At 43.3% G+C, this 24,351-nt stretch carries 24 protein-coding genes and 1 tRNA gene; 19 read left to right on the top strand and 6 right to left on the bottom strand.

Translation table 11 applies throughout. The features are described 5' to 3' along the window. Position 1 precedes the first annotated feature (1 nt). The 12 genes from rnc to K6T91_08675 all read left to right on the top strand — a co-directional run bounded on the left by rnc (position 2) and on the right by K6T91_08675 (position 12,352). Positions 2-709, top strand: a complete 708-nt coding sequence (gene rnc / locus K6T91_08730) for a ribonuclease III (GenBank protein ID MCL6472877.1) — start codon at positions 2-4, stop codon at positions 707-709. Between the two features lie 247 nt (positions 710-956). Further along, complete coding sequence (smc, locus tag K6T91_08725; protein MCL6472876.1) at positions 957-4,487, top strand: chromosome segregation protein SMC; 3,531 nt, start codon at positions 957-959, stop codon at positions 4,485-4,487. Positions 4,488-4,819: 332 nt separating this feature from the next. After that, positions 4,820-5,740: a signal recognition particle-docking protein FtsY gene (gene ftsY / locus K6T91_08720; protein MCL6472875.1), complete on the top strand. Its 921-nt coding sequence runs from the start codon at positions 4,820-4,822 to the stop codon at positions 5,738-5,740. A gap of 288 nt (positions 5,741-6,028) precedes the next feature. After that, positions 6,029-6,766, top strand: coding sequence for a tetratricopeptide repeat protein (locus tag K6T91_08715; GenBank protein MCL6472874.1), 738 nt, complete (start codon positions 6,029-6,031; stop codon positions 6,764-6,766). Positions 6,767-6,879: 113 nt separating this feature from the next. After that, complete coding sequence (locus K6T91_08710; protein ID MCL6472873.1) at positions 6,880-7,680, top strand: hypothetical protein; 801 nt, start codon at positions 6,880-6,882, stop codon at positions 7,678-7,680. Positions 7,681-7,846: 166 nt separating this feature from the next. After that, a complete protein-coding gene (gene ffh / locus K6T91_08705; GenBank protein MCL6472872.1) occupies positions 7,847-9,184 on the top strand; it encodes a signal recognition particle protein in 1,338 nt (445 codons plus the stop codon). Between the two features lie 65 nt (positions 9,185-9,249). Then, positions 9,250-9,495 carry a 30S ribosomal protein S16 gene (rpsP, locus tag K6T91_08700; protein MCL6472871.1) on the top strand — a complete coding sequence of 82 codons (246 nt, stop codon included), beginning with the start codon at positions 9,250-9,252 and terminating at the stop codon, positions 9,493-9,495. Between the two features lie 25 nt (positions 9,496-9,520). Continuing rightward, positions 9,521-9,751 carry a KH domain-containing protein gene (locus K6T91_08695; protein MCL6472870.1) on the top strand — a complete coding sequence of 77 codons (231 nt, stop codon included), beginning with the start codon at positions 9,521-9,523 and terminating at the stop codon, positions 9,749-9,751. A gap of 19 nt (positions 9,752-9,770) precedes the next feature. Next, complete coding sequence (rimM, locus tag K6T91_08690; protein ID MCL6472869.1) at positions 9,771-10,280, top strand: ribosome maturation factor RimM; 510 nt, start codon at positions 9,771-9,773, stop codon at positions 10,278-10,280. 105 nt (positions 10,281-10,385) lie between these two features. Beyond that, positions 10,386-10,458 (top strand) — tRNA-Ala (locus K6T91_08685). Positions 10,459-10,680: 222 nt separating this feature from the next. Continuing rightward, entirely contained in the window at positions 10,681-11,130 is a 450-nt protein-coding gene (gene msrB, locus K6T91_08680; protein ID MCL6472868.1) for a peptide-methionine (R)-S-oxide reductase MsrB, read from the top strand. A gap of 256 nt (positions 11,131-11,386) precedes the next feature. After that, positions 11,387-12,352 carry a trypsin-like peptidase domain-containing protein gene (locus K6T91_08675; GenBank protein ID MCL6472867.1) on the top strand — a complete coding sequence of 322 codons (966 nt, stop codon included), beginning with the start codon at positions 11,387-11,389 and terminating at the stop codon, positions 12,350-12,352. Between the two features lie 4 nt (positions 12,353-12,356). Here the strand turns inward: K6T91_08675 and K6T91_08670 are convergent, their stop codons facing one another. Further along, positions 12,357-12,587 (bottom strand): heavy-metal-associated domain-containing protein, encoded by a 231-nt coding sequence (locus K6T91_08670; protein MCL6472866.1) that lies wholly within the window; start codon positions 12,585-12,587, stop codon positions 12,357-12,359. Between the two features lie 258 nt (positions 12,588-12,845). On the opposite strand from K6T91_08670, the gene K6T91_08665 reads away from it, so the two are divergent. Further along, entirely contained in the window at positions 12,846-13,088 is a 243-nt protein-coding gene (locus K6T91_08665; GenBank protein MCL6472865.1) for a hypothetical protein, read from the top strand. Between the two features lie 88 nt (positions 13,089-13,176). Next, complete coding sequence (locus tag K6T91_08660; GenBank protein MCL6472864.1) at positions 13,177-13,461, top strand: DUF2795 domain-containing protein; 285 nt, start codon at positions 13,177-13,179, stop codon at positions 13,459-13,461. A gap of 73 nt (positions 13,462-13,534) precedes the next feature. On the opposite strand, the gene K6T91_08655 is transcribed toward K6T91_08660, so the two are convergent. From K6T91_08655 to K6T91_08645, 3 genes are all read right to left on the bottom strand, one after another. Then, positions 13,535-14,638 carry a tyrosine-type recombinase/integrase gene (locus K6T91_08655; protein MCL6472863.1) on the bottom strand — a complete coding sequence of 368 codons (1,104 nt, stop codon included), beginning with the start codon at positions 14,636-14,638 and terminating at the stop codon, positions 13,535-13,537. A gap of 156 nt (positions 14,639-14,794) precedes the next feature. Continuing rightward, positions 14,795-14,962 carry an SEC-C domain-containing protein gene (locus tag K6T91_08650; GenBank protein ID MCL6472862.1) on the bottom strand — a complete coding sequence of 56 codons (168 nt, stop codon included), beginning with the start codon at positions 14,960-14,962 and terminating at the stop codon, positions 14,795-14,797. Between the two features lie 76 nt (positions 14,963-15,038). Continuing rightward, the gene (locus K6T91_08645) at positions 15,039-15,503 is read right to left on the bottom strand and encodes a GNAT family N-acetyltransferase (protein MCL6472861.1); all 465 of its coding nucleotides are present in this window, start codon (positions 15,501-15,503) and stop codon (positions 15,039-15,041) included. A 325-nt stretch (positions 15,504-15,828) separates the two neighbouring features. On the opposite strand from K6T91_08645, the gene K6T91_08640 reads away from it, so the two are divergent. Then, entirely contained in the window at positions 15,829-16,584 is a 756-nt protein-coding gene (locus K6T91_08640; GenBank protein ID MCL6472860.1) for an N-acyl homoserine lactonase family protein, read from the top strand. A gap of 113 nt (positions 16,585-16,697) precedes the next feature. Here K6T91_08640 and K6T91_08635 read toward each other — a convergent pair whose 3' ends face one another. Next, positions 16,698-18,266 carry a TIGR01777 family oxidoreductase gene (locus K6T91_08635; GenBank protein ID MCL6472859.1) on the bottom strand — a complete coding sequence of 523 codons (1,569 nt, stop codon included), beginning with the start codon at positions 18,264-18,266 and terminating at the stop codon, positions 16,698-16,700. 527 nt (positions 18,267-18,793) lie between these two features. On the opposite strand from K6T91_08635, the gene K6T91_08630 reads away from it, so the two are divergent. Further along, complete coding sequence (locus K6T91_08630; protein MCL6472858.1) at positions 18,794-19,840, top strand: sodium:calcium antiporter; 1,047 nt, start codon at positions 18,794-18,796, stop codon at positions 19,838-19,840. Between the two features lie 126 nt (positions 19,841-19,966). After that, entirely contained in the window at positions 19,967-20,632 is a 666-nt protein-coding gene (locus K6T91_08625) for a phosphatase PAP2 family protein (protein MCL6472857.1), read from the top strand. Here the strand turns inward: K6T91_08625 and K6T91_08620 are convergent. Next, on the bottom strand, positions 20,629-22,452 hold the full coding sequence (locus K6T91_08620; GenBank protein MCL6472856.1) for an APC family permease: 1,824 nt from the start codon (positions 22,450-22,452) through the stop codon (positions 20,629-20,631). The genes K6T91_08625 and K6T91_08620 overlap by 4 nt on opposite strands. Positions 22,453-22,897: 445 nt before the next feature. On the opposite strand from K6T91_08620, the gene K6T91_08615 reads away from it, so the two are divergent. Further along, positions 22,898-23,428, top strand: coding sequence for a GNAT family N-acetyltransferase (locus tag K6T91_08615; GenBank protein MCL6472855.1), 531 nt, complete (start codon positions 22,898-22,900; stop codon positions 23,426-23,428). A 71-nt stretch (positions 23,429-23,499) separates the two neighbouring features. Further along, the gene (locus K6T91_08610) at positions 23,500-24,216 is read left to right on the top strand and encodes a class I SAM-dependent methyltransferase (GenBank protein ID MCL6472854.1); all 717 of its coding nucleotides are present in this window, start codon (positions 23,500-23,502) and stop codon (positions 24,214-24,216) included. Positions 24,217-24,351: the final 135 nt, after the last annotated feature.

The following is a 24,351-nucleotide window of genomic DNA, read 5'->3' as shown; positions in this document are numbered from 1 at the left end:
GATGTCGCTACCAGATAACGTTTTTAAAGCAGAGGATAAGCTCGGCTTTCATTTTAAGAATAAAGAGTTGTTGTTTCAGGCGTTAACCCATCGGTCTTATAGTTTTGAGCAAGGCCTTTCGGTAACGAATGAAAAACTGGAATTCTTGGGTGATTCGGTACTTAACCTTGTGGTTACAGAGTACATTTATCATAGATTTCCAGAGCTAACTGAAGGCGATCTTGCAAAATTAAGGGCTAACATTGTTAACGCTAACTTCCTCGCAGAGATCGCCAAGAAACTCAATATTGGTGAATGCCTTCTAATGGGAAAAGGGGCTGAGCAAACCGGGGGAAGAACAAGGGTCTCAATATTGGGAGATGCGCTTGAAGCTATAATAGGGGCTATTTATCTTGACCAGGGGATGGAGGCAGCTAAGGAATTCATCCTTAAAAACTTCAAAAGGCTTATAGATGAGAGAGAGTCCTTGGGGCAATTTGGAGATCCAAAGACGAGATTGCAAGAGCTCGTCATGGCCCGGTATGGCAACATTCCACGATACCGCACCGTAGACGAATTCGGACCTGTGCATGATAGAAGCTTTGTAGTCAAAGTTTATATAAACGATAAGGTCTGGGGTCAAGGTGTGGGCAAAAGCAAGAAAAAAGCCGAACAAGAAGCTGCCAAAGAGGCTTTGGCTAAGTTTGAGAGTGAAGTGAGGAAACAATAGCGCCGCGATTATCAATGCTGCAGTGGCGCAGTTCGGGTGTCTACAAAGATAACCGTGTTATTGCGAGGAAGCAGGGCGCGGCTTATAGTAAACTTATTGCCCTTACTACTTACCCACACTTAACTGCAGCACCGATAACTAAGTAACCTTACTTAAAGTTGTCACTTTCATATCTTTACCGCTATATTATATCTAGTAACATTATATCTAGTGACCGAAACACGAACGAATATTCAAGGAGCCATAATTGTACTTAAAGTCGTTGACCCTGAGAGGATTTAAATCGTTTGCCGACAGAACTGTTATAAGATTCGAACCAGGGGTCACATCTATAGTTGGGCCCAATGGGAGTGGCAAAAGCAATATAAGCGATGCCGTAATGTGGGTGCTTGGAGAACAAAGCGCAAGGTCGCTGCGGAGCGGCTCTATGGATGATGTCATCTTTGCCGGAAGCGCGGCCAGGCCAGCGCTAGGAATGGCAGAAGTTTCACTTACTTTAAGCAATACAGATGGACTGCTACCTATCGAATTTAGCGAAGTAACGATTACGAGACGACTCTTTCGTTCAGGAGAGAGCGATTATTATATTAACAACTCACCTTGCAGACTCCTTGACATACAGGAACTGCTTTTAGATTCCGGTCTTGGCAAAGGCCTCTATTCCATTATCGGACAGGGCCGCTTGGAAGAAGTACTAAACAGCAAGCCTGAAGACAAACGACTATTAATAGAAGAAGCAGCAGGAATACTAAAGCACAAGAAGCGAAAAGAGCGCGCTGTGAAAAGGCTGGCCTCAATGGATCAAAACCTTCAGCGCGCAAAAGATATAGTGCAGGAGATCAGTAGACAACTAAAACCTTTAAAAAACCAAGCCATTAAAGCCCAGGAGTACGTCACCCTAACCGATAGACTTAAAACACTTGAGGTCGGGCTTGCGATAACCCACCTGCATAAACTACAAGACGATTGGCAGAATGTGATAACGCTGGAGTCGGAACTACGTGAGAAATTAAGTGACCTTAAAACCCAGCTCTCAGATATGCACGATGGCTACGAGAAACTGCAGGTAGAATTTGAGGCGAAGAATTTCTATTCAGGCGACATAAACGAGAAAAGAAGAAGGCTTCAATCTGCCGAAGAACGTATTCGCTCGAATATAGATTTGTTAGCAGAAAAGCAAAAGAACATCGAGCAGAGGATTAGCGAAGCAAAACACAATATCTCGCAGGCAGAGCAAAGAAAAGCCGGCCTTGCCGAACAGCGCGATTGGTTAAGCAAAGAAAAAGCCTCTCTCCAAGAAAACCTTAAAAACAACGCATCCTCGCTGGCAAGCCTTGAGCAAGAGATGGAGGAAACCAAAGCAAAACGGCTTGAGTTAGAAGAGAATATAAATAGGCTAAAGGCAAAAATCCAGAATGAGAGCAATATTGCAGAGAGTTATCAGGTTGAGCTCCATGGGTTGCAGCTAGCTGTACAGACCAATGAGAACCAACTAAATTTTCTAAGAGAAGAGTATGATAAAACAACAAAAAAGAAAAACGAGCTATATCAAAAGCTTGAGCAAAAGAAAAGAGATGCAGAGCTTGTTGGTATCGAATTAACCAAGCTAGAGTTCCAGTTCAATGAACTTAATATGCTCACTGAGCAGCTTAAGCGCGAGCTAGAAGATATACGCAAACGTGACAGCGAACTAAAGCAAGAATTTGCGGGCATTAAGGCAAGAATCAAAGCTCTTGAAGATATAATCGATTCTTTTCCGTCATTAGATGACATAACAAACGCACTGGATATAGTAGATATGCAGGAGTTTCTAGGTCTCCTGAAAGACGCAATAGCGGTAAAGCCAGAATTTGAGCGGGCAATCGAAGCGGCACTTGGTGGCGATATCTTCTGCGTTGTCCTTGAGAACTCTAATAATTTAAAAAAACTTGCAAACGAGAGGCATAAAGACTCATTGGGTATGGCCTCTTTTATAGCAAGCGACCGGGCTAGGTTCAGCCTGCCTTCCGCAAAACTGCCCTTTACTACTTGGGCCCTTGATGTGGTATCTTACCCTGATAAGTTCAAATATGCGGTAAGTGCGCTTTTAAGCCATGTCTATATTGTCTCAGATTTTAATACGGCACTTCTTCTGCAGGACAAGGTAGAAAATGAGGTGCTAGTAACGCTTAGCGGCGAAGTTATCCTACCCAATGGCAAAGTTATCTTTGGTGCAGCAAACGAATCAGTAGGAATCCTGGGATATCAGAGGGAGCTTCAAGAACTCAACAGTAAATTGAACGACCTCGAAGATGAAATCGAGGCGTCTAAAAAAATCCAAGCCGATATTGAAATGCGGCTCGAATCGTTTAACGTGCAAAAAGATGATTTCTGGACAAGATTGCAAGCAAGAAAAGTTGAGCAAAAAAATATCAGACAGACGATAAGCGATATCGAGCCGGAGCTTTCGCTTGAAATATCGCACGAAAAACTCGTTCGCGAGAAAATACTCAAGCTTGAGGCAAAACTGAAAGAAGATATGGATAGCATTTCAAGGTTAAAACAAGAGTCCAAGGCGCAAAGGGATAAACTTTATACTTTGCAATATAATCTAGACGAAGCGACAAAGAAAAGAGAAATTTACCACGAAGAAGAATCAAGGTTAAGAGTCGAGATCGAGAAGCTAAAAGTCGATATAGAATCGCTAAACGAAAGACTTTTGCATAATACAAGAAGGTCCTTAAGAGCAAACAACGAACTTAAAGACTTCGATCTTCACGTTGATGAGAAACGGGCCTTTTTAGATTTTTTAGAAAATCTAAACGAAAAATTCGGCCCATTTAAGGTGGTGCTGCAGGATATCCTGAAATCTATTGCCTTTCGCCAGGAACAGGTAATAGAAATGACCTCATTTGAGGAGGGCTCACTTGAGGATTTAAGAAATTTGCTTCGCCAGCATCAGCTTGATATCAATAAGATTAACGATCAGATAGAGTCTACAATCAAACAGATCCACGAAACTGAGGTAAGAAAAGCCCAGCTTGAGTTAAAAGTAACATCGGCCGTCCAAAAAGTAGTCGATGAATATGGAATACCTCTTGAGAAAGCACTGGATTACCGGATTACAATCCCTGATGAAGAAGCAGAAGCTGAGATATCGAGCCTCAGAAAACGTATTGCAGCTCTCGGTCCGGTAAACCCAGTAGCCGTCGAAGAATATAATCAGCTTGAGGAGAGGCATAAATTCTTTGTTGATCAGATAGAAGATCTGCAACGAAGCAGGCGCGCCTTAATGAAAGTAATCAGTGCAATCGAACAAAAAATGAAAATTCGCTTCAGTGAGACCTTTGAGAAAGTAAATGAAAACTTCCAAAAGGTATTTGAAGCGCTCTTTCCTGGTGGGCAGGCAGAGCTTATCCTAACCGACCCTGAGGATATTAAAAACAGCGGCATAGATATAGTGGCGCAGCCGGGAGGAAAGAAACTACAAAGGCTCTCGCTCCTCTCAGGAGGCGAAAAGTCACTGGTTGCACTGGCCTTCTCATTTGCACTCTACCAAACGAGGCCAAGCCCATTTTATATCCTCGACGAGGTCGAAGCAGCGCTAGATGATATCAACCTGCAGCGATTTATAACCCTCATAAATAAGTTAAAACAGAAAAGCCAGGTCCTCATAATCACTCACCAGCGAAGAACGATGGAGATCGCAGATTCGCTTTATGGGGTATCGATGCAAGCCGACGGCGTCTCAAAGCTTATCTCGCAAAAGTTTAGTGAGGTAACAATAGGCGTTGGGTAGTTTTCAATGCCGGGCGATTTTCAATATCTCGATCGCCGCACTACGTAGTTCTAAGTATCGGTAAGTAGGCTAACCCGTAAATATTGTGCCGCCGCAAGAATACGAGTATGTTATTATTATTTCTCATAACATGGGAATGAATAAGATTAATTCATAGGGTGATTTAACTGATGCGCTGGTTTAGAAAACGTTTAGGTCAAGAAGAAATCCAAGAGACAGAAGGCTTTGAATCTGGGGAAGCTAAGGAAGCTGAAGAAACCGACAAAGAGGCTATAGAAGAGACCGCTGAGCAGGTAGAGGAGATAATTGAAGAAACGCAAGCGGAAGAAACTTTGTCTTGGTTTCAAAGGCTTAAGCAGGGATTGTTAAAAAGCCGCGAAAATATTGTCGGTCAGATAAGCAGCCTCCTAACACTTAGAGGTAAGATTGACGATGAGCTTTGGGATGATATCGAGGCGATACTTATCCAGGCTGATATCGGAGTCCAATCTACCATGCGGATAATTGATAATCTTAGGGATAGAGTTGCCGAGGAAAGGATTACTGAAGCCAACCTGATTATTGGTCTATTAAAAGAAGAACTCATAAATATTCTCAGAACAGAGGCAGCGCAAACCGTTCATAACACAGCAACAAGGCGTATATACATTATAGTGGGCGTAAATGGCACCGGGAAAACGACAACGATCGCAAAGCTTGCAAGAAGATTTTTGAAAGATGGTGCATCGGTGATGCTTGGCGCAGCGGATACGTTTAGGGCTGCGGCTGTTGAACAGCTTGATATATGGGCAAAAAGATTAAACGTCGATATTGTTAAACACGAGCGCGGCGCTGACCCTGCAGCAGTCGTTTACGATGCCATCCATGCTGCACATGCAAGAAAGGCCGATGTTTTGCTAATTGATACTGCTGGAAGACTGCATACCTACGTAAATCTCATGGAAGAGCTTAAAAAGATAAAAAGGATAGCCGAGCGCGAAAAAGGCGATGCAGAAGTTATTACCCTGCTCGTAATTGACGCGACCACTGGGCAAAACGGAATAGCACAGGCAAGACTATTCGATGAGGCGCTAAAAGTTGATGGTATCGTGCTTACAAAACTTGATGGCACAGCAAAAGGCGGAATTGTCCTCGCGATTCAGGATGAGCTTAAAATACCGATCCGCTATGTTGGCGTTGGCGAAGGCATGGACGACCTGCAAAAATTCAACCCTGAAGAATTCGTTGAAGCCCTCGTGGGACAGCAAGAATAGGACCAAATACCGAGGTCTATTAGTCTATAAGGGCCCAAAAACTGCACCTCTTAACCACGTTACTTACTGGTAATATCAACCATATTATCTCTATGACGTCCCTGAACAGCACTTATATAATATTACGTCTTACATTATTCGGCTTGGGTTTAATTGCTAAAGGTTGCTTCTTTTAGTCCGATATAACTTAGGTAAAGCGATATTCATGCTGATATTGGGCGCAAGAAGCCAAGAGAGCATATTAGCAACGCTACCTAAAACATTCAGGCAATATTGGAGGACGTACAAATGATATTAATATTTATTACGCTGGCGATAGTTACTTTGATTACGGTTGCAGTTTCCCTTAGACTGAGACGAAAAAGCAGTCAGAGTGGGTTAAAGCTCAACGCAAATCAACTGCGGGCTCAAGAATTTGCTAACCAGGGAAACTTTCACGCAGCTAAAGAGGAAATCGAAAAAGCAATAGCCATTAGTCCCGGCGATAGCCTGAATTATTATGCGCTTGGCATCATTCATTATAACCTTAAGCAATATAATAAGAGCTTAAAATACCTTAAACAGGCTGTTTTAATCGACAGGAGAAATTGGGATGCCTGGTTTATGATAGGGCGGATATATTTCGAGAGGTCTGACAATGACAAGGCTATCAAATATTTCAAGAAAGCCGTCGAGCTTAATCCAGGCATGATAAAGGCCCGCTTCGGCTTGGGTACGATCTATTTCGACCGGGGAGCTATCGAGGAAGCCACTGAACAGTATAGGGCTATCATTGAGCATGACCCGATGAATGCCAATGCACACTATAACTTAGGCTCATGCTATCTCGAAAAAGAGATGTACCGAGAGGCAATAAAGGAGCATGAAATGGCCGCGGGTCTTGATGCTGATAATGCATATGCGTACTACTGGGTTGGATACGCATACATTCAGCTCAATGATAAAAAGCGTGCGGCCGAGGCATTCGCAAAATCGCTGGAGCGCGGTTACGAGGGGGCTGCTGATGCCCTTAAAGATTTGATTTAGTTAATATAGCTGATCTGATAACGGCGGCTTTGATGCCGTTTATTTATTGCCTCACACCGTTTGCGGTATAATCAGATAAGCCTTTATACCCATATTATTTCACGGTGAATGATTTGTTGTTTTTTAACATCTTAAGCGAGGCCTATAAACTGTTTGACCGTCAATGGAGACTGATTTTGCTGGGTTCAGCCTTATCGATTGGTCTGGCTGCGATTATAAGCGTGATCCTGCCGCTTTATGTGCACTTTCCCTCAATAACCGAAATGGGTCCTGATGGCAAACCAATAACGATCGATTACGGTTCATTTGTTTCTAATATGATCATTGCGTTGGCAGACCTTTGGCTGCTGGGCTTTGTGGCATCCATTGTAAAAAACGAGATTTCGAGCAGCCGGGCAAAGTTTTTTACTATCGCCCGAAATGCTACAATAATTTACCCTAAAATAATATTAGTGAATATGATTTCCGCTATGACAATAACCATCTCGGTCATTGCGGTTTTTCCCGCCCTTCTTATGTTTGCTAATTCCATAGGCATTGTATTTTTAATACCAGCCGCGGTCTTTTTCACCTGGTTTTCGCTTATAATCCCAGTCACCGTCCTTGAAGAAATTCGAGGTATCAGATCTATTTTTGCCAGAAGCCGAACGCTTGTCCAAGGATTTTTCTTTACGATTTTTGCAATGCAATTCTCAATCGTATTTTTAATACCGAGCCTTGTGGTGACAGATCTGCCATCAGACAGCAACTATGCGGAAGCATTGAGATTTTTTATCACAGCGCTACTTATGATACTAGAAGCAGTGGTAACGGTATCCACCTACATGAGTGTACGAGCCGCTAAGGGCGAGCAGCTTATCAATAAAATAGAAGATAATTCAAAAGAGGTGGTAAAAGAAACCACAGATATTTAAAACCGATTTTAACCTGGGGTTCCGCTCATCTACCGGGGCATAAGCTTGCATGTAAATAAGTTTCTCAGTTTGCGCAGCTTGACAGCATCGATTACCTGGTATAATATTTACACGGCTGGGAATATAATCCCAGCTGAATTTTATTTTGCAAAAAGTAGGGAGTATTTTGTTTGATAACCTGTCTAACAGGCTACAAGACATATTCAGTAAATTAAGGTCTCGCGGCAAGCTTACCGAGAAAGATGTCGATGCGGCTATGCGTGAGGTCCGCCTTGCGCTGCTCGAAGCTGACGTCAACTACAAAGTAGTCAAGGATTTCATCGCCAAGGTCAAGGAAAGGGCCATTGGTGTTGAAGTTATGGAAAGTCTAACGCCTGCCCAGCAGGTAATTAAAATCGTAAACGAGGAGCTCACTGAGCTAATGGGCTCGACGGAGAGCAAGATTACCTTTGCATCTAGACCGCCGACGGTCATAATGCTTGTTGGCCTGCAGGGTTCCGGTAAAACAACCACAGCGGCAAAACTTTCGCACTTTTTGAGGTCAAGCGGAAGAAGACCGTTTCTGATCGGTGCAGATATTTACCGGCCAGCAGCCATAGACCAGTTAAAGACGCTTGCGGATGAGAATAAGATCCCATTTTACAGCGATGATCCAAAAACACCGCCGCTTCAAATAATAAAAGCGGGAATTAAGGCCGCAAACCAGCATGGCTCTGACATTATAATAATCGATACAGCCGGCCGCCTTCATATCGACGACCAGATGATGCACGAGCTTGAAGAGATTAAGTCAGAAATTAAGCCTCATCAAATTCTTTTGGTTGTCGACGCGATGACCGGACAGGATGCAGTAAACGTAGCGCAGACGTTCCGTGAGAAGCTTGATTTTGACGGTGTTGTTATGACCAAGCTCGATGGCGACGCCCGTGGGGGAGCCGCGCTATCTATAAAGGCCGTAACAGGCCGGCCAATTAAGCTTATAAGTGTAGGCGAAAAGATGGACAGCCTCGAGCCGTTCCATCCCGACCGTATGGCTTCAAGAATCCTTGGTATGGGCGATGTATTAACGCTTATCGAAAAAGCGCAAAAAGCTATAGACGAGAAGCAGGCTCGGGAGATGGAAGAGAAGCTGCGTAAGGCCGAGTTTACATTTGAGGACTTTCTAGTCCAGATGGAGCAAATGCAGCAAATGGGTCCAATCAGCCAGCTTATTAAAATGATTCCAGGGCTGGGTAAATTACCAAAGGATATCCAGGTGAGCGATAAAGACCTTGCTAGAATCAGGGCTATAATACAGTCTATGACTATCGAGGAGCGCCGCAACCCAAGCTTGATTAACGGCAGCAGACGCGAGAGAATTGCAAAGGGAAGCGGTACCGACCCGCATGAGGTAAACCAATTGCTTAAGCAGTTTAACCAAACAAAGAAGATGATCAAGCAATTCGGCAATATGCAGGGCAGGATAAAGATGCCCAAGGGTATGGGATTTCCGTTCTTTGGATAGCATTTGCGCTGATATTATAAGGTTTAAATATAGAAAGTTATGGCAATAGCAAAGGAGGTGACAGTTTGGCAGTCAAAATTCGGCTATCCCGCGTAGGTGGGAAGAAAAACCCACACTACAGGGTTGTTGTTGCAGACTCAAGGTCGCCAAGAGACGGAAGGTTTATAGAAATTCTGGGTCGTTACAATCCCCAGACCGACCCGTCGACTATTGAAATCAATAACGAGAGAGCTTCCGAGTGGCTAAAGAAAGGTGCACAGCCAACCGAGCAGGTCAAAAAACTATTGAAAATATCAGGAGTTCTTAGCTAGAGAAAATCTAGCAGGGGGTATCTTAGTGAAAGAGTTGTTAGAGCTATTGGCGAAGGCTGTTGTGGATGACCCGGATAGTGTAAGAGTCTCTGTCGTCGAAGGTGAAAAATCCATCATTCTGCAATTGCATGTTGCGCCGGATGACCTCGGTAAAGTCATAGGCAAGCAGGGACGTATTGCTAAAGCAATTAGAACTATCGTCAAAGCATCGGCCGTGAAAGAAGGCAAAAAAGCTATCGTCGAAATAATCGACTGATTAGTATTTGGAGCGGATAATGCGACCGAAGTATCTGGTTGTTGCTCATGCCAACCGGCCGCATGGCCTGCGAGGCGATATAGAGGCATTGAGCCTTACCGATTACCCTGAGCGATTTAAAAAAGGCTTAACTCTTTATCCAAGCCCCCCAATCCCCGGCATACAGTCTTTGGTAATTGAAAAAGTTGAGAGTAGACCATCCGGTCTAATTCTTAAATTTAAAGGCATAGATACCAGAGAAGATGCCGAGCGTATCGCCACGCACGACCTTGTCGTCCCCATCGAGGAAGCGGTCAAGCTGGGCAAAGACGAGTACTGGATACATGAGATCATTGGCATGGACGTCTACACCACCGGGGGCGAACACTTAGGACATGTGACAGACGTCCTCCGCACCGGCAGCAATGATGTTTATGTCGTTGAAAACTCAAAAGAGCACCTGATCCCAGCAATTAAAGATGTCATAAAGAAGATATCGGCCAAAGACCGAAAGATTATTATAGAGCCAATACCAGGACTTCTGGATTAGATGTTTGGGCATTAGGTAACGGAATTCTGACATTGTGGCCTGAGCAACTCGTATCGGTTGAGAATTGAAACCGATGGTAGTATCATCTTATATGCAAAATATATTGGGGATATAGCTCAGCTGGGAGAGCGCAGCGTTCGCAATGCTGAGGCCGGGGGTTCGAATCCCCCTATCTCCACGCAACAAAATTAGGCCCGACTACGGCCTAATTTTGTTTTTTGGCACGTTTCTTGAATAAATGATTTTTATTGAGTAGCGCTACTCAATAAATGCTTTCATTTGCCTTTCCCTTTGTTTTAATTTATAAATTACCGCGCGTTTTTAATCGTACTCATTAGCATCGGCACAATAGAGGGTAAATAAGCTACACTAAAAACTTTCGCGGAATGGATGTGTTGGCATGGAAAACAAAGCCTTGAAAAAGCCATCAAAAGAGGAATTAAAGAAAATGCTCACACCAAAGCAATATGAGGTCACGCAAGAAGAGGGAACCGAACCGCCTTTTAATAACGAGTATTGGAACGAGAAAAGAGATGGTATCTACGTTGATATTGTTTCCGGAGAAGTATTGTTTAGCTCAAAAGACAAGTACGATTCAGGAACGGGATGGCCAAGCTTTATAAAGCCATTAGAGCCTAACAACATTGTGACAAGAAAGGAGCTAGCTCCCTTTGGCAGGATAGAGGTAAGAAGCAAGCATGCGGATTCCCATCTAGGCCATGTCTTTAACGATGGCCCACCGCCAACTGGATTAAGGTATTGTATAAACTCGGCTGCCTTGCGGTTCATACCAAAAGAAGATCTAGAAAAAGAGGGATACGGCAATTATAAAAAGCTCTTTGAAGGGTAGAAATTTGATTTTTCAGTTTAAAGCTGCCATTCGCCTCCTTACCCAGATCATAGCCTTTGCTTCTGTTAGAGCTGCAATAGCTTGAACTGCGAGCTACGGCATCTGTGCTATATATTCTTACTTTACCAGGCAAATTATCGATAATTTAATTCAATTTTAAAAATTCAAAGCATACATAGCCAACTTAATGGATATTATCTAAAAAGTTAGTTAATCAGTATTTGGAATCGGCTCGCATGATGGAGGCACAGTCTTTATGGAAAACAAAGAACAATCTCACTCCGACATACTTGACGCCTATTCACAGGCGGTAATTTCTGTTGTTGAGCAGGTTGGGTCAACAGTTGCAGGTATCACGGTCAAACGACCCTCTTATCGGGTCTTCGGAGAAATAATCGGTGGGGGCTCAGGCTCCATTATATCGGCGGACGGTTATATTCTTACAAACGCTCATGTAGTGAACGAAAGTGAACAACTCATAGCATTTATGCAAGACGGTACGGAGCTTCGTTGCTCTCTTGTAGGTGCTGATGCGGCCACCGATGTTGCCGTAATACAGGCCGACGCTAAAGACCTGCCGTATGCCAGGCTGGGTGATTCCTCAAGACTAAGGGTCGGTCAGCTGGTTATTGCCATAGGCAACCCGCTAGGACTTAGCTCGACGGTTTCAACAGGCATAATTAGTGCACTCGGACGGGCTTTTAGGGGCGTGGAGGGCAAGCTTATTGAAAATATCATTCAGCATACCGCGCCTCTTAACCCGGGAAACTCAGGTGGTCCACTTGTAGATTCAAGAAACCAGATTATCGGGATTAATACCGCGGCTATAGTGTTTGCACAGGGGATAGGATTTTCCATACCGTCCAATACTGCGGCAATGGTTGTAAACCAACTTATTGAATTTGGGCGTGTGCAACGTCCACATCTTGGGATGCTTACTCAGCAAAGGCGTTTAGACAATGAGTTTGCTAAATCCTTAGGGTTTGACATGCCATTTGGAGTTGTGACTGTAAACGTTGAGCCGGGCGGGCCATCTGATAAGGCGGGCATCCGTGCTAATGACTTGCTGGTAGAAGTTAATGGAAAAAAAGTATTGACTGTTGATGATATCTACCGCGCCATAGGGACATGGAGACCCGGCCAACAAATATACCTTAAAGTATTTAGAAACAACAGGCTGATTGATGTTGTCATAACGCCAAGCGAAGCCCAGGCGGCTTAGAGCCTTAACATATGCAATAGAGCATTTTTGCCCCAAACCCAAGGGCTCGCAGTTTCGCTCTTATGCCATTTTCATCGATAATATCAGAATCGTAGTCGATTTGTAGCGTATCGGCCTTTACGTCTGCCGAAAGGCTGAATATTCCATGCAAGGTTTCCAGACCATTCTTTATGTTGGCCAAACACTGAGCGCACGAAACTGCTGTTCCAAATAGTGTTAACGTTTCCTTTGCCATTTTCACCATCCAGCTGTACTTTATAGAAGTTATTTTACCACGTCCAAGCCATTGTTTTAAAATGATAAAAGAATGCTGTTTCTATCCCTAAATCTGCTGTCAGATAGTAAAATAAAAATAAAGACCGCCTTGAAGCGGTTCATTTAGTTTGCAAGGTGGTTGGTAAGTATTTTAAACCCATTAAATGTTATCGTTGTTTATACAACAGTTCCTAGCGGCTGAAGGTCATGCATATCAGCCAGTGGCGATAAGGAATTTATGGCAATTGTTAACAGCCTATCAGGCGCCGTTTCAGAGCGATTTGGAGACCAGGCTAGAATCGATACGTATAACATCCTATACGATGATACAGACGAAATAGAGCCTCTCATAACGCGTATTAGGCAAGACCTTATTTTGTTGCCGGCAGTCTTTATAGGGGATGAGTTAATTCAGGAGGGCCAGATAGATAAGTCTGCTATTATAAAAGCCCTTGAAAGGCGGGGATTAAGGAGTACTTAACATCCTAGCCTACCAAAAGCCCGCCCACAATGAAATTCTTTGTTAACCCATGTCATTTATGGGTATCCAGGAATTGGGGGTGTTGTTTATGCCCAGCAGTGTTAATTGGCAGGAAAAGCCGGTCAAACCCGAAGATGAAGCGGTATCTTCTGAGAATTGGTATTGGCTAAGTTCTTTGCCAGATGTATTGGAAGGAATCCATTTTCCTGCAAGTAAAAATGATATTATTGCATCAATAGGATGCGAAGAGCTCGATCTTGAAGAAGGTGAAGCTATAAGCATCTGTGACTTCGCTAAGAAACTTCCTGATAGGGAATACAAATCAGTGGGCGATGTCTTAGATGAGCTATTCGGTGAATTTCGCGCTGCTTAGCTTGCCAGACTTTACCAGACTGCTTCAGTCTGAAGTTTTATGCTATAAGCAGCTAAAAGCCGCTTGATAAATCCTAATTTTCCATCCATGGAGGGTAGAGTAAATCGTCCCTGTTATAAATATCGTTACCCAACACTGCCGCATCCTTTTCAAAGGGCATTGTACCAAATATAGAGCCTAATCTACTGTTTGCTCCTTTTTCTATGTCACTTTGAGATTCCCTATAGGCTTGATCATCGCTTTCAGTTACGAGGAGACCAAGCTGTTTGTAGACAAAAGTAACGTTCTCCCCAGAATTTAAAAGAGCCATGGCATAGCTATAGCGAATATCCTCAAAGTCAATCTCGCCCATGCCTGCCTTTACTAAAGCCGGTTTCAAAATACGCTTCTCAAGGCTACCCAGGCTCAAAGGTTTCCCGGTCGAGCTTGTAAAAATAAAATTATTTGAGGTACTTATACCGTTTTGTATTTGGTTAACTCTGTGCTCCTTAAGAGCGTCTATCACAATCGGCGGAACTATAATCGATCTATTTTGCGACTCGGGCTTGGTATCGCGAAACCTACCGTCACAGAAAATGCGCTTTACGCTTATCCTTCCTCTATAGAAATCAATATCCTCCCAAAGTAAACCTATAAGCTCCACAGCCCTCATACCAGTGCAGCATGCGGTTATAATAAGGGGTCGCCATTTTTTATCCGTCGCAGCTATCAGTGTTCGCATCCCGGCTGGCGTTATAATTCTTGCATCCTTTTTCGTTTCAAGCAGCGAATCAATTTTTGCCTGAAGTGCGACAAAATTATCGGCCTTATGACTTTCAATGGTCATCCCTTTAAACCTATCAGTGGAATGGTAATTATGGTCTGCTGCTTTGCGATGTGCCCGCCAACTTAGGCGTACCCCTGGATTCTTTAAGCTCGCATGGAGCCTCTCTAGTCTGCTTATCTGCTGTAGATCCATCTTTGCCGGTGGAGTAAGGAAGTGATAATGTCTGTTATATAAAGGTCTGCCGCCCTCGTTGTTGCCGACATCTTTTTCTTCTTTGATTACCTTGCGATTCTTAAAACCTCTTATTCTTAAAGATGATCCCCGTAGATGAAGAAGTGTAGATATCGTACCCCACTTATACACGGCTATGATAAAAATAACTAACACAATCAAACCGTATATTTTGACCACTTGGCCACCCTTTGATTGCTAAACGGCTTAGTATACCCTTTAGATAAATATTCCTCAGACTTACGCATACTAAACTGCGTGCATACAACTTAATGATAGCCGCATGGTTTATGGGGGAGCGGAATCACTAGCGTGCACCCACACGCACTACGAGCTTCAGCCGCTCGGGCTACATTTGCCGGCTCTTATGGTGGACAACTTTTTCTGGTCCCTGTCATAGTGGCAATGCTTATATTTCTTGCCGCTTCCACACCAGCAGGGCTGATTCCGGCCCAGGTTTTCAGGTATTGGTTTCTTCCCAAACAATCGCTTAATTATATCCATATCTATATTTTACCACGAGATGCCTCAAAACATGCCGATGTTCTTCAGACTTTTAGAATTTAAGGGTTAGAAACTGTTATAAATACTTCTCATACACATAACAACTCTCGCGTTTTATTGTATCTTCTCCAATTAGATTAAATCCGGCTCTTTCTAACGATTTAATTGATGCGAGATTGTCTTTCTTCACTTTTGCGACTATACAATTAACTGGAAAGCAGGACTTTGCAAACTCAATAGCGTTAATAATTATGCGAGCCGCCAACCCTTTACCGCGGTAATCCTTTGCAACTGAGAAACTTATTTCTCCGTCCGCATGCAAACGCACCTGAGCAATCGGAATCCAATCCTCCTTGTCCAAACCTTCGACAATTAGAAAGAGTATATTATCATCATGCAAATATATGTTAAACCACTTGTAATATGTCTCAAGCGATACGGTACCTTTATTAAGGCTCATCTTGCGGGTAAGCGGATCGTTAGCCCAGCCATATAAAAGCATCAAGTCTTCCCGATTAGCTTTTCTAGTTCTTAATTCCATCTGCAATTAACCGCCAGACTGCGCATAGTATCCTGTATAAACTATTACCGCTTATAGGCCAATCTTAAACAAACTATCTAAGCAATGTATTATTTGCCCACCTTAATAAGTTTGCCTGCCTACATATAACTACCACAACGCGTGGACCTCAGGTGTTAATAAAGGCAGAGAGATAAGTTAAATAAGCCTAAATTCAGCAATCCATACCGGGTATACTTATGCATACCGAAAAGCATGCCTTACTCTAAATTAGGTAATTTCCTACTTAAAAAAGTATCGCTTATTTGATATGATAATTATTTAACATATAAGAAAAGGAAGGTGAATGATAGTGGCAACCTATAAAATTCATCCAATCGTTGTTGGTAGTAAAGTTATCGATAAAGGTATCATGACTTATCAGCACGGCTATGGCACCGAATACCATATACCGGTTTATGTATGGTATATAGAGGGAGGAGACAAGAAGATTCTCGTCGATACAGCGCTCATGGGTGTGCTACCTTCAAAGGAAAGGGAAGAAAGAATCGGCGGCAAAATACATACTTTTGAGGAAGGTTTGGCTAAGTGGGGACTAAAGCCAGAGGATATAGATATCGTTATACACACGCATCTGCACAACGACCACTGTGAGAACGATGTAAAATGCAAGAATGCAACTTTCTACATCCACAAGCTAGAGTTAGAGACGATTCACGATCCGCATCCGCTTGATTTTCGCTACGAGTATGATTTCATCGAAGAAATTGAAAAGGCTGGCAAAATAGTCGTCATCGAAGGAGACGAGTATGAGATCGCCGAGGGCTTGAAGGTTATCCATACACCGTCTCATACAGAGGGATGTTTAACAGTGCTGGTAAATACCGAGAAAGGTTTGGCAGCAATTACAGGATTCTGTGTTATTATGGAAAATTTTGAGCCTCCTGCGGCAGTTCGCGCTATGGAAATGGAAGTGATCGCTCCAGGTGTGCACGTTAACTCCTATACGGCTTACAACCAGGTTCTTCGCGTGAAAGAGATCGCAGATATTATTATACCACTGCATGAGCCAAGCTTCTCGTCAGTCGATACGATAGGATAACCCATCCTATCGTGACCATCGTGCATGGCAAGTAAAATAGCGCCTTGGTAAAGGCGCTATTTTATATACACAAATATACGATATGAATGCTGATTTATCAGTATTTCTAGATGCTATTTAGCCTTGCTTGCTGACTTGCCCGCCCCACTTGTACTACTTGCCCCATTAGTGTCTGCCACTGTTTTGCCCGCTCCATTGGTTTGCATCGAAGCTTTTGCACTGTTGGCCTTTACAGCGCTGCGAGAACCATTTGTGCTGGTTTTGCTTTTTGTCTTACTCAGGCCATTTGAATTCGCCTGTGCTGCTGATTTTGCCAGCTTGCCGCTGCCATTGTTCCTAGCATTGCCGTTTGCTTTACCTGGAGTGCTTGTCTTAGTTCCTGAAGCACTAACTTTAACTCCATTTGGCTTGGTATGTTTAGAGGCTCTACTTGCACTATTCGATATTTTTCCTGACTTGCCATTGCGTGCTGCCACTACTGTTTCACTTGAGCCGTTAGTGCCGGCATTGTTTTTTGTTTTCGCCTGGCTAGCTCTTTTTGACGATGCAGTGGTTTTTGGAGATTTTTGGCTGCTCTTAGCTAGCTTCTTATCTGCTGCGTGTGACTTGCTTTTTACGGTTTTCTTAGCGCTGTCTGACTTGCGTTGCCTGGAAGTGGCGCTGCTTGTTTTACCTTCGCTTGTTTTACTATTATCGCCAGTATCGATTCCCGAACTCAAGCTAACTGATTCTTTCTTAGTTGCGATAGCCTCTGGCGCAGGCTTTTTATCTTTTCTTTTTCTTAGGACATCCCTTAAGGCATCCACCAACGATTCGAATTTAAATTCATATCCTGCCTCCATCAGCTTGCAGGGAAGAACCCGTTGCCCTTTAAGTACCATATCAGACATTTCACCTAAGCCCATTCTAACAATAATACCTGGTAGGGGAAGCCATGATGGACGATGCATAACCCGCCCCAGCACCCGTGAGAACTCGTTCATAGTAACAGGCCGCGGGGCGGTCGCGTTAACAGGACCGTTTATGGAACCGTCTTCAGCTACAAATTTTATTATTCCAACAAGGTCGTCGCGATGTATCCAGGACATCCATTGCTTTCCATTGCCAATCCTACCGCCGGCAAAAAGCTTATACGGTGTTAACATGCGCTTAAGTGCGCCTCCGCGACCAAGGACTATCCCAATCCGAACCGGCACGACCCTTACGCGAAGCCGCCTTGCCTTTAACGCCTCTTCCTCCCATTTCTTACAAACTTCGGCCAGGAAATCGCTTCCATGCCTTTCTTTCTCACAGAGCGTTTCATCGCCCCGTGGGCCATAATATCCAACCGCTGAGGCGTTTATCAATACTTCCGGTCTCTTATCGAGACCTTTTATTGCCTCAACCAGCTTTTTTGTAGTTTGAACCCGACTCTCCAAAATACGCTGTTTGCGTTCTCGGGTCCATCTTCCATTACCGATTGGTTCACCAGCCAGGTTTATAACAGCATCGCTATCTTGGAGTGCTTCTTGGGGGATATCTGAATCAGGGGACCAGCTTATGATGTTGTAGCCAACACCCAATACCTTTTCGGCTTTACTAGCATTTCTTGCTAAAACCGTAACTTCCCAACCGCATTGCTTTAAATAGTGACATAACGCAACACCTATGAAACCGGTTGCTCCAACTACTACTGCTTTCATCTACTCTTATCCTTTCCGCGATGAACTATCCTATGGATTACTTCTTTTATGGTCGGTTTGTCTGTAAAAACACTACTTATCTACAGCGTTAATTTTATTTTATTTTTATAGTTTTAGCAAAGGTTTATTGATCATGCGGTTGCTGGCTACGCATCTCTCAAAGCGGATTATATCGGTTACTAGTTTCTTTAACAAGGCCTGCCTTCACTAATTAAATGATTCCTATCCGGCACAACCATACAACTTTTAGAAAAAAGTGGCATAAATTTATGCTACTTAATGCCGACCGAATGACATGGTAAACCTTGATTTGATAACACATTCTGATTTATATTTAAATCGATACAAACCAGAAGGGGAGTAGCTACCTGTGCTGTACGGTACAGGTTGGCCGTTTCGACAAACCCGGCGTAAAAGCCCGGACGGCCAGTTGGCAACAACTAGCGAGACCTTCAATCTTTTTTGATTGAAGGTCTTTTTGTTTTAAATATGCGGTTAGTTTTTGTTCGGTCAAAGGAGAGATAAATTTGCTGATTACTTATCTTCTTTTTGCTTTATCTCTGGTGATTATCTTAGCTGCTTGTGAGCTGTTTAGCAACGGAGTTGAGTGGCTAGGTCATCGGCTTGAACTAGGCGAAGGCGCCGTCGGCAGCATTCTTGCGGCAATCGGCACAGCCTTGCCTGAGACTATAATCCCCGTCTTTGCAATTCTCTTCGGCTCTAGCAAGGGAGAAGAGCATATCGGTATAGGTGCTATTATCGGGTCATCTTTTATGCTTGCAACCTTAGCCATGTTTGTTGTCGGCTCAGGAATCTTTACCTTCTCTTTTGTCAACGGACGCTCCCGTCAGGTCGACGCGCATATAAACACGTTGACTCGTGACCTTCGCTATTTTCTCTCCAGCTACAGTATTGCACTAATTGCAGCTGTCATGCCGTCTCGGCCTGTTAAGCTTGCGCTGGCAGCCACGCTCCTTGGCATTTATATCCATTACTTTCGCAACACGATATCTGATTGTGGCGATACGGCCTGTAATTTGAGACCGCTTCATTTTCAAAAAAAGGGTTTACCTCCCCGCTGGCGATTTATAGTTTTACAGCTTATAATTGCACTCGGCGTAATCATATACGGAGCCCATCTCTTTATCAGCCAAGTTATTACTATATCAGCCCATTTTGCTATCTCCGCACTTGTCCTATCGCTTTTGGTTACTCCAATCGCAACTGAGCTGCCTGAGAAATTCAATAGCATCTTATGGGTTCGCAGCAAGAAAGATACTTTAGCGATGGGAAATATTACCGGGGCCATGGTTTTTCAGAGCTGCATTCTGCCTGCATTTGGCATCATTTTCACGCCATGGCATCTTACTGAACCCGCGGTCATTGCAGCAGCCTTGGGAATTGGTGCAAGCATATTGCTGCTTGCAAACCTTAAAATCAACGGTAGACTTAATGCCGTCCATCTGGTTTTAAGCGGTATATTCTATTTTGGCTTTATAGCATACGTCTTCTTGCTGGGTAGATTTGGAGACGGGTTTTTAGTGAAATCCGTCTCCAATATCTTAGGCCTGTAGATCAACTTTTATGAGCAACTTTTAGTTAGATATTTTACTTAACCTGAAATTGCCAAGTTTGATCACCAGTAATATGATAGGAACAAATTACAATCGGGAGCGTTGAGATTGATAGGGCATATGACGATGATTAAAAGAATGCAAGCTTTAGCAGCTATCGCAATACTTTTAACCCTATTCGCGGTCCTCTCGTTTTATGTTGCGGCACACCCGATAAATAATTTCGACACCACTGTTACGCTATTTATGCAGTCCCAGAGCTGGGATAGCTTTCTCCGTACCACCAACTCAATTTTTGCCTCTTCAGCTTTTAGAATCGTCTATGTTGTGCTCTTTGTAATCTTTATGGTAACGCGGCGGTACCGGCGTATAGTCTACTTAGCAGCCGCCGGTATATCTGAGGTCATTTCATACGCGATAAAAAACGTGTTATCGAGGCCAAGGCCAGCTGCCGGGTTGATTAAGATCTACGACCCATCAACCGGCTTTAGCTTTGTATCAGGCCACACTTTGGAATATGCGATTATCTTTGGATTCCTTGGGATGATGGCAATTGAAAGCGCTAAGGAGCGGCCAATCGGATATCTCTGGGCGGCATTTTCATTTATTATGCCCTTAATAGTAGGCTTCGGCCGTGTGTATAGCGGTGCGCATTGGCTAACCGATACTCTTGGAAGCTACCTTCTTGCCGCAGTAATTTTGATTTTACTGGCGTGCCTTCTCGGGGACGCATTCATCAAAAAGGATAGCGCAATTGAACTATTGGATGATGCGCCGCAGGCACCTGGCTAAGAAAGCTGATACGGCACGCTTGTGATTATCACATTTGGCCAGAACATCAGCCTAGTTTTAAGGATAAATGCGGTTTGGTTATGCAGCAGATGCTGCCACCACTTTTTACATACAAACTCGGGAACAACTATCGTGATGAAGTCGTCGGGATGCTCGTCGTGTATTTGCCTTACTCGGTTAATTATAGGCCCGATTACATCGCGATAAGGCGATTTTATTACCTCAATAGGCGTGCTGAATCCATACTTTTCCCACTTTTGCAACACATCCGTAGGTTCGCCGCTCTGAGTGTTTACGTAAATTACGCTTACATCTCCATTGTTTGAGATCATTTTTGCGTAACGCAGCGCTTGCAACGTTCCGCAATGAACTCCGCCGATACACATAATAACCCAGTTATTTGCCGGTTTAGGCGGCCTTAAGTTACAGAGAGATAACTGCTCTGCAATACTGTTATAATGTGCTTTTATCCTTGTAAAAAGGAGGATAAGTACCGGCACGATAACTATCACAATCCATGCGCCATGAGTAAATTTAGACGCGCCGATAACTACAAGAACTATAAGGGTAGCGGCTGCCCCAGCCCCATTAATAAGAGCTTTAACCATCCAGCCTTGACCACGATCCATATACCAGTGTTTTACCATACCCATTTGTGATAATGTAAAGCTAGTGAAAACACCCACCGCATAAAGTGGGATCAATCTATGAGTATCCCCTCCAAATATTACAAGTAGAACTATCGAGAAAAAGGCAAGCATTAAGATACCGTTTGAAAAGGCAAGTTTGTTGCCTCTATTCATCAACTGCCTGGGCATAAACCCATCTCTTGCCATAAGCGAAGAAACGCGGGGAAATCCTGTAAAGCTTGTGTTCGCTGCAACCACAAGAAGCAAAGCCGTAACGGCCTGTATGTAATAGTAGACTATACCTCTACCAAAAATACTTCTGCCAAGCTGTGATAATACTGTTTCATTCTGGATTGGTACTATATGGTAAAATCGAGCAAGCTCAGTTACACCAAGAAAAATGGATCCCAGTATGATAGCCATCCAAACCAGCGTTATCCTTGCATTCCTGGCCTCAGGTTTCTTAAACGCCTGGACACCATTGCTAATCGCCTCAACACCGGTTAGAGCAGCACATCCTGACGAAAATGCCCTTAAGATTAAAAACATTGTTATCGGCTCAAAAGCAGTTGTCTTGATATTGACCGGTGCTATATTGGGGTGGCCGGAAAAATAATGCGCAAAACCAACTATGAGCATCAAGCCAACACCAAGTATAAAGGAGTAGGCCGGTATAGCAAATATTTTTCCGGACTCTCTTACGCCTCGAAGATTTGCAAGCATGATTAGCAGAACAAATACCACACCCAGAAAAACACGGTGTTCATGCAATACCGGTATGGCAGATGTGATGGCCGCAACACCCGAAGCTATACTTACTGCTACAGTCAGCACATAATCTATAAGCAAAGACGCGCCGGCAACAAGGCCAAACTTGTAGCCTAGATTGTCGCGTGCAACAACATATGCACCTCCGCCGCTTGGATAAGCGGCTATAACCTGGCGGTATGAAGCAACCAGGATGGCTAGAAGGCCGACAATAGCCATAGCAATAGGTAAAGATAAGTAAATTGCGCCTGCGCCAGCCAACACTAATACGAGAAGAATTTCTTCGGTGGCATACGCCGTAGATGATATTGCATCCGACGAAAATACAGGAAGGGCGAGGAATTTTATAAGTCGTTCTTCGTGGTCGCGTTCGGTCTCAATAGGCTGACCGAGTAGCATTCTCTTTAAAGTTTGCGTTACCATTTTAGTGATATACTTCCCCCACTATATGAGGATATTATCAACCGCTAGCCTAAACAACAATAATGATTAGAATAATATACTCCTAAAACAATTGGTTGAGAATATGTTTTTACCAGGGCATATTCAGATTTTTCTAGTGCTACAGCATTATTAATCATCTACTGAGCGCACAAGAATACCATACCTCAATAACCAGTCATATGCATACTATTAATAAGCCATGCGTACGTAATAATATTACATGCTTAGCCTTTATATTTTCAAATAGCCAAGGGGAAGCATTGCGACTTAGCGCTAATATGGTATAATATGGTAATTAGTAAAATTCATGTCCTATCTGCGATTTATCGCCTTTTAGCAAGAAAGAACCATGATCACCTTCAAAAAGGCTCGGACAAAAGAAGAAAAGCTGGCTGTATACCGACTGCGATACGATATATATTGCGTGGAAAAGAATTATCTTAAGGCTGAGGATTACCCCGATGGACTAGAGTGTGATGCGTGGGATGCGTGCTCTGAACTATTTATTGCAAAGAACAATTCCGCAATTATCGCAACAATAAGACTCATTAAGGAATCACCGCTAGGATTTCCAATAGAATCCTTGTTTGATATCGAACGACCGGCAAACACTAAATCATTTGCGGAGGTCTCAAGATTAATCATACATCCTAAATACAGGAAACTTGGCCCAATCATAACCCTTGGTCTATATAAAACCATTTTTAACTACAGTGAAAGACATGGTATCAGCCATTGGTTCGCAATATTGGATAACCGTCTGCATAGAACATTTAGACGCTATGGTTTTGTTTTTGAGCAGCTAGCAGAGCCAAAGTTTTGTTTTGGCGATATAACAAGTCCTTATTTGCTCTCGTTAGAGCAAGCTCATGGAACTGTTAAGGCAAAAAATATAAATTTATATAATTATTTTGTAAAGGACACAAAGCCGCCTAAGTTAATGCATAATATTTAATCACTTGTAGGTCGTTTTATGTAGATCACCATTTATGAAAGCGACACTAATAACAAAAGTGCAGGATAGTGATGAGAAACGAAAGACTTGAGCGGGTTTTCTGGAACAAATATGCAGGTAGCTATGATAGGCTAGCCAAGCACTATATACCTTATCAAATTCTCGTACAAGAGGTTTGCGACCACATAGATAATTATGCCCAAGGACAACCTCTTAAGATTCTAGATGCTGGCTGTGGAACCGGCAATTACATTCAAGAACTTACTAAAAGAGGCCATCAAGTTATCGGGGTCGATTCGTCTCCGGCCATGATTAAAATAGCCGAAAACAAAGTTAAAAATTTGCCATATAATAACGGGCGTCCACCAAAAATATTGCCCCATGATTTAAATCAACCGCTACCTTTTGAAAGCCAGAGCTTTGACGTGGCGATTTCAATCAACGTCGTTTACACCCTAGCCGAATATCGTCGCTTCTTTTCAGAGCTTCGCAGGGTCATTCGACCCCTGGGCGTAATCGTAGTAGTTAATTCGTCTGCCCCTCTTTCATTATGGAGTGCAATCGTCGCTCAATGGCGGGCAGCTAAAGGAATAAAGCGCTTAAGCTCTCTATTAGCTCTTGCTTCCGTGGGGTTTTGGAATTTTTTGATCTCCATGCGAGAAAGAAAGAAAAGTTACAACGTTACTACTGTCCAAGACCTCAAAAATTCGCTTATAGCTGCCGGGGCAAAGCAGGTTTCAGTATATGAAACCTATATTGGTTCTATACTTGGTGTTGGCCGGTTCTAATCTTAAAATTACTCCTAACTTTTTAACCAAGACATCATACCTTGCTAAAATGAATCATTTTCCTGACTTCCGCAATGCAGCACCCTAATTCTGGCATGGCATTACCTTTTCTATGTGGTCTCAGCACCCTTTAAA

This window comes from Bacillota bacterium, assembly GCA_023511485.1.
GTDB lineage: Bacteria > Actinomycetota > Aquicultoria > Aquicultorales > Aquicultoraceae > CADDYS01.
This window is presented reverse-complemented; position numbering and strand designations above follow the sequence as displayed.

What these genes read in the sequence shown, in the direction of transcription:
- rnc (MCL6472877.1), top strand. Translation starts at nt 2, where the DNA reads ATGTCGCTACCAGATAACGTTTTTAAAGCAGAGGATAAGCTCGGCTTT.
- K6T91_08715 (MCL6472874.1), top strand. Translation starts at nt 6,029, where the DNA reads ATGATATTAATATTTATTACGCTGGCGATAGTTACTTTGATTACGGTT.
- rimM (MCL6472869.1), top strand. Translation starts at nt 9,771, where the DNA reads ATGCGACCGAAGTATCTGGTTGTTGCTCATGCCAACCGGCCGCATGGC.
- msrB (MCL6472868.1), top strand. Translation starts at nt 10,681, where the DNA reads ATGGAAAACAAAGCCTTGAAAAAGCCATCAAAAGAGGAATTAAAGAAA.
- K6T91_08675 (MCL6472867.1), top strand. Translation starts at nt 11,387, where the DNA reads ATGGAAAACAAAGAACAATCTCACTCCGACATACTTGACGCCTATTCA.
- K6T91_08670 (MCL6472866.1), bottom strand. Translation starts at nt 12,587, where the DNA reads ATGGCAAAGGAAACGTTAACACTATTTGGAACAGCAGTTTCGTGCGCT.
- K6T91_08665 (MCL6472865.1), top strand. Translation starts at nt 12,846, where the DNA reads ATGGCAATTGTTAACAGCCTATCAGGCGCCGTTTCAGAGCGATTTGGA.
- K6T91_08660 (MCL6472864.1), top strand. Translation starts at nt 13,177, where the DNA reads ATGCCCAGCAGTGTTAATTGGCAGGAAAAGCCGGTCAAACCCGAAGAT.
- K6T91_08650 (MCL6472862.1), bottom strand. Translation starts at nt 14,962, where the DNA reads ATGGATATAATTAAGCGATTGTTTGGGAAGAAACCAATACCTGAAAAC.
- K6T91_08645 (MCL6472861.1), bottom strand. Translation starts at nt 15,503, where the DNA reads ATGGAATTAAGAACTAGAAAAGCTAATCGGGAAGACTTGATGCTTTTA.
- K6T91_08640 (MCL6472860.1), top strand. Translation starts at nt 15,829, where the DNA reads ATGATAGTGGCAACCTATAAAATTCATCCAATCGTTGTTGGTAGTAAA.
- K6T91_08635 (MCL6472859.1), bottom strand. Translation starts at nt 18,266, where the DNA reads ATGAAAGCAGTAGTAGTTGGAGCAACCGGTTTCATAGGTGTTGCGTTA.
- K6T91_08625 (MCL6472857.1), top strand. Translation starts at nt 19,967, where the DNA reads ATGATTAAAAGAATGCAAGCTTTAGCAGCTATCGCAATACTTTTAACC.
- K6T91_08620 (MCL6472856.1), bottom strand. Translation starts at nt 22,452, where the DNA reads ATGGTAACGCAAACTTTAAAGAGAATGCTACTCGGTCAGCCTATTGAG.
- K6T91_08610 (MCL6472854.1), top strand. Translation starts at nt 23,500, where the DNA reads ATGAGAAACGAAAGACTTGAGCGGGTTTTCTGGAACAAATATGCAGGT.